The organism is Symbiopectobacterium sp. (assembly GCF_051710365.1).
In the GTDB taxonomy this organism is placed as follows: Bacteria; Pseudomonadota; Gammaproteobacteria; order Enterobacterales; family Enterobacteriaceae; genus Symbiopectobacterium.
In genome coordinates this window covers 1-4,425 of sequence record NZ_JBPETA010000225.1, presented here as the reverse complement: position 1 = coordinate 4,425, position 4,425 = coordinate 1, and the positions used below count along the sequence as shown (strand labels likewise).

Genomic DNA, 4,425 nt, shown 5'->3' with positions numbered 1-4,425 from the left:
GAGTTCAGTATTGGTGACAGACCACCACAAGTATCCAACCTCAATTCTGTTCACAAGACCATCGTTGATGTTCTCGGCGAGCGATACCGTCGAATTTATTCTTAAAGTAGGTGCGGAATGACGGTTAAATGACTATATTATTTCAGCTTTTTCCTTCAGTTACTGATGTTTTTCAAATTAACTGAAATAAACACGGCGTTGAAATACAGCCGGTAATACAGCAAAAACGCGTTAAATCGGGCGTTTTTGCTGCATCATAAATGCTGTCTTAAACAAAATAACCGTTGGTAATACAGGGTTAAAACACCTTTTTGAAGGGTTTTACGATTACTCTGTGATACACGCCTGCGGCCACGTAAGGGTCGGCATCAGCCCAGCGCTGTGCGTCGGTCAGTGAGGGAAATTCGGCAATAACCGCGGAACCGGTAAATCCAGCATCACCGGGGGTTTCACTATCAACGGCGGGGAGTGGACCTGCTGTAAGCAGCCGACCTCCATCGCGCAAGGTTTGCAAGCGTGCCAAATGGGCAGGGCGTGCAGCCAGACGATTTGACAATGAATCAGGAACGTCCTGAGCAAAAATGATGTACAACATCTTGATAATCCTCAAGGGAATAGCGTGAAAACACCATCATACTCTGCCCGTGGTTTTTTTAACAAATTATCGGGTTCTTATTGAATATGATTGCTATTTGCATTTAAACTTGGGCGGCTAAGAGGACAACGAAAAATTATGCCGCAAACAACTTTATTAGGAATCAGCCGCCAATCATGGTCTTTTTTACTTTCTGTTGGCGCTCATGGTGGATTAATCGCCGTATTGTTATACGCATCGTTTAATGACGCACTTGAACTTCCTCAGGCGACGAAGCCGATCAGCGTTGTGATGGTCGCACCTGCGGCGACGGAAGCGGCTCCCGCACCGCAGGCTGTACAGCCGGAGCCAGAACCACAGGTCGAAGCAGTGAAACAACCTGAGCCAGAGCCGGAACCTTTGCCGCAGCCTGTCGCGATCCCGTTGCCTGAGCCAAAGCCAGAACCGAAACCTAAGCCGAAACCGAAACCGAAAACGGAACCGGTGAAGAAAAAGGTCGAGCAACCGAAGAAGACGCAAGAGAAGGCTGATGAGAAACAGCCACCCTCGCCGTTTACCTCAGAGGATGCCAGCAAAACCTGTGACAATGCGCCTGTACGTCAAGCTCCGGCACCGTCTGCCTCGGCGCAATCGTCAGGGCCGCGCCCGTTTAGCCGCGCGCAACCGCAGTATCCGGCACGAGCGTTTGCGCTGCGCGTGGAAGGCAGGGCAACGCTTCAGTTTGATGTAGATAGTGAAGGGCGAGTAGACAATATCCGCGTGCTGAACGCACAGCCGCGCAATATGTTTGAACGCGATATTCGTCAGGCAATGCGTAAATGGCGTTACGAAGCGGGAAAACCGGGTAAAGATTTGCAGGTCACCATCATCTTTAAAATTGATGGTGGCGCTGTGGTTGAATAAACCCGCCACTGCACATCAATAAAAAAAGAACCGCAAATGCGGTTCTTTTTTTGTCCAAGGCCCGTGACGTTAATGGGCGATCAGGGTTGTTCCTGGGCTGGGTCGGGTGCGGTAAAGTGGCTTTTCCCGGCCGGTAATTCGCAGGGGTGACCCGCTTCATCCACTGCAACGTAGGTGAAAAGCGCCTGGGTTGCGCGGTAACGTTGCCCGATGGGCGCGGTTGAGACCTTTTTCACCCACACTTCAACATTGATGTCCAGCGAACTGCGACCGGTGCGCAGGCAGCGGGCATAGCAGCAAACCACATCACCAACGGCGACGGGTTTGAGGAAGCTCATGCCGTCAACGCGTACCGTGACAACGCGTCCTTCGGCAATCTCTTTCGCCATGATGGCTCCGCCAATGTCCATTTGCGACATCAGCCAGCCACCAAAGATATCGCCATTGGCATTGGTATCAGCGGGCATAGCCAGCGTGCGCAGAACCAGCTCACCGTGAGGTGCAGTTTGAGTAGTGCTCATCGTCGTCTCAGGTTAACGTTTAAAGGATTACTGTTTGCTTTCGTTATTATTCTGCTCAGGCGGCAGATGGCGATAGATGTAAACGCCACAGGCCAGTGTAAACAACAAGGTGAGCCCTGTCAGCCCGAATACTTTGAAGTTCATCCACAGCCCTTCTGACAACCAAAACGCAACATAGATATTGAGCAGTCCGCAGGCAATGAAGAACAGTGCCCAAGCGCTATTCAGCTTACGCCAAACCGGTTGCGGCAGCGTAATCTCTTTGCCCAGCATGCTCTGAATCAGCGATTTGTTGAAAAACCACTGACCGATCAGTAACGCACCGGCGAACAGCGCATAAATGATTGTCACTTTCCATTTGATGAATTCGGGGTTATGGAAATAGATAGTCAGCCCGCCGAACACCGCCACCAACACTACGGTGACCAGCATGGTTTTTTCTACCTTGCGGAACTTGTACCAGCTGTAGAGGAAAGCGGCGAGTGTGGCAGCGATTAGCGCACCGGTTGCCCAAAAGATATCGTGCAGTTTGTATACGACGAAAAAAATAACTAAAGGTAAGAAATCAAGAAGTTGCTTCATTATATCGACCTATTACAACGCGAGGTGCCAAAGATTAACCACATTCACCCATAGGCGATCGTCTGCTGCTGGTTATCATTATCCTTGATTGCGCCATCCGCTTCCTGTTTTATCGTAAGAATTTGCAGAACATTACTTTTTTGTTAATCAAACATGCCGCCCGCAGACGGCATGTTCGCGCATTATTGACGCAGTAACATATACAGACGGAAAAGATAGATCAAAAAGATGGCAGAGATCAGGTTACTCACCCCGTTCATCAGAATTGCCATGGTGGTCGGCGATGTCAGCGGCAGACGCGCAACCAGCATCAGTAGGGCAACTTTATCCAATAACCAAAAAAGCACGGCTGGGGCAACCAGCTTCAGATTGCTGTAGGCGAGCTTTGCGCTGAGGCGGATGGAGGCGAAAACGCCTTTATTCTCAACCGCTGCGATCACCGGTGACATACTCACTGCTATGGCCAGCAACACCCCCGGCACGATTAACAGAAGCATGCCCAGCTGCACCAAAATGGTACCCACCAGAATCAAAAAGAACAGTCGCGGCAGCAGCGGAGCGGAACCACCAATCGCGCGTAGCGCGCTGGTAGGTTGTCCGGCAGAAACCTGTCTTACCAGCGTCAGCACGCCGCCAGTCAGCAACGCATTGCCGACCAGTGCTGCAAAGGTGCTGGCAGCGGAAACTTTGAGCAGCACCATCTGCTGCTCGGGCGTCATTTGTTGAATCAGGTCGTGCAACCCTAACTGACCGGTACTGGAAAGATCGCCGCTGACATTACTCAATAGCTGTAACTGTTCCGGTGCCGGTATCAATGCCTGATTTAACATGACAGTAATGACCGCCGTGAGCAATGACAGCAACAACAGGCCGATAAGTTGGTTACGCGTAAAATTCATAGTGTCACGGTAGAGGGTACCGGCCGTGATAGACATGAAGGCTCCTTGGCTATTCAACAGTGAAAACGACGCGTCACCGCGCCCAATGATCCGCATTGTAACCTGTTACCTCAAAAGGTTGCACCTTGCTGCACGTCTGAAAAGGGTATTCGCTGCAATTTTATTCGGCAGGTTAAAGCGGGGGCAAGCCATAGCGGGCTCTGGCTCGATTGCAGGCGTCATTTTCCTCTCCATTCTCATCGGACCGTAAAAACTCATGGCACGGCGAGGGACGCTGTGTATAGATGTTGCAACTGACTGCCTGACCGATCTCACCTTCCAGCGCAGTACAACGACAGTGAGCCTTGCTGTTGGTGCCCTGCATACAACGAATAAATGGAGTAATGGGTTCTGTCAGACCTGCCGGTGTCAGTCCACCACCGTCATCAGCTTCTGCCCAGTAAAATGAAACGCGAAAAAAACCGCAGCAGGCACCGCATCGCAGGCAACTGTCGAGGTTATCACCGATATTCGATTCCTGGTTCGACGTCTCCATGGTTTACCTCTTCCACAACGTCATCAACGGTGCCGGGCAGACACTCACTATAGCGCCACGGATTGATCGCCGTGAAGGTGCAGAATTAACCAGCGCACTAAATGCGCGTTGAATTGAAAATTGATTCAAATCAATTTTAGGTTTTTTAAGCATTTAGCGCATATTGATGTGTTTAGAATTTCGCTTTTTTAGCGCAAAAGTTGTGATCTGGCTTAAAACAAGAATACCCACTTAGAGGTATTCTGCGCACGACTTTAAACCATAGAACGTATCGAAGCACTACTCATGGTAATGACTTGTAGCCTGATGATCTATTCCGCTCTCGAGTATCGCATACGTAATGCTTTGGCAGTTCAAGGACGTAGCGTGCCAGATATGAAGAAAAAACCG

Annotated in this window: 6 protein-coding genes; 1 reads left to right on the top strand and 5 read right to left on the bottom strand. The window is 50.2% G+C overall.

Annotated features, from left to right (window positions below):
* Nucleotides 1-298 precede the first annotated feature (298 nt).
* Nucleotides 299-595, bottom strand: coding sequence for a YciI family protein (locus tag ACTBDZ_RS15405; RefSeq protein WP_438815966.1), 297 nt, complete (start codon nucleotides 593-595; stop codon nucleotides 299-301).
* Nucleotides 596-733: 138 nt separating this feature from the next.
* Here ACTBDZ_RS15405 and tonB point away from each other — a divergent pair, with 138 nt between their 5' ends.
* Nucleotides 734-1,498: a TonB system transport protein TonB gene (tonB, locus tag ACTBDZ_RS15400; protein WP_438815965.1), complete on the top strand. Its 765-nt coding sequence runs from the start codon at nucleotides 734-736 to the stop codon at nucleotides 1,496-1,498.
* Between the two features lie 80 nt (nucleotides 1,499-1,578).
* Here tonB and yciA read toward each other — a convergent pair whose 3' ends face one another.
* From yciA to ACTBDZ_RS15380, 4 genes are all read right to left on the bottom strand, one after another.
* Nucleotides 1,579-2,019, bottom strand: coding sequence for an acyl-CoA thioester hydrolase YciA (gene yciA / locus ACTBDZ_RS15395; protein ID WP_438815964.1), 441 nt, complete (start codon nucleotides 2,017-2,019; stop codon nucleotides 1,579-1,581).
* A gap of 27 nt (nucleotides 2,020-2,046) precedes the next feature.
* Nucleotides 2,047-2,601, bottom strand: coding sequence for a septation protein A (locus ACTBDZ_RS15390; protein ID WP_264624756.1), 555 nt, complete (start codon nucleotides 2,599-2,601; stop codon nucleotides 2,047-2,049).
* A 182-nt stretch (nucleotides 2,602-2,783) separates the two neighbouring features.
* Complete coding sequence (locus ACTBDZ_RS15385) at nucleotides 2,784-3,536, bottom strand: YciC family protein (protein WP_438815963.1); 753 nt, start codon at nucleotides 3,534-3,536, stop codon at nucleotides 2,784-2,786.
* 136 nt (nucleotides 3,537-3,672) lie between these two features.
* The gene (locus ACTBDZ_RS15380) at nucleotides 3,673-4,035 is read right to left on the bottom strand and encodes a YkgJ family cysteine cluster protein (RefSeq protein WP_438815962.1); all 363 of its coding nucleotides are present in this window, start codon (nucleotides 4,033-4,035) and stop codon (nucleotides 3,673-3,675) included.
* Between the last annotated feature and the right edge of the window lie 390 nt (nucleotides 4,036-4,425).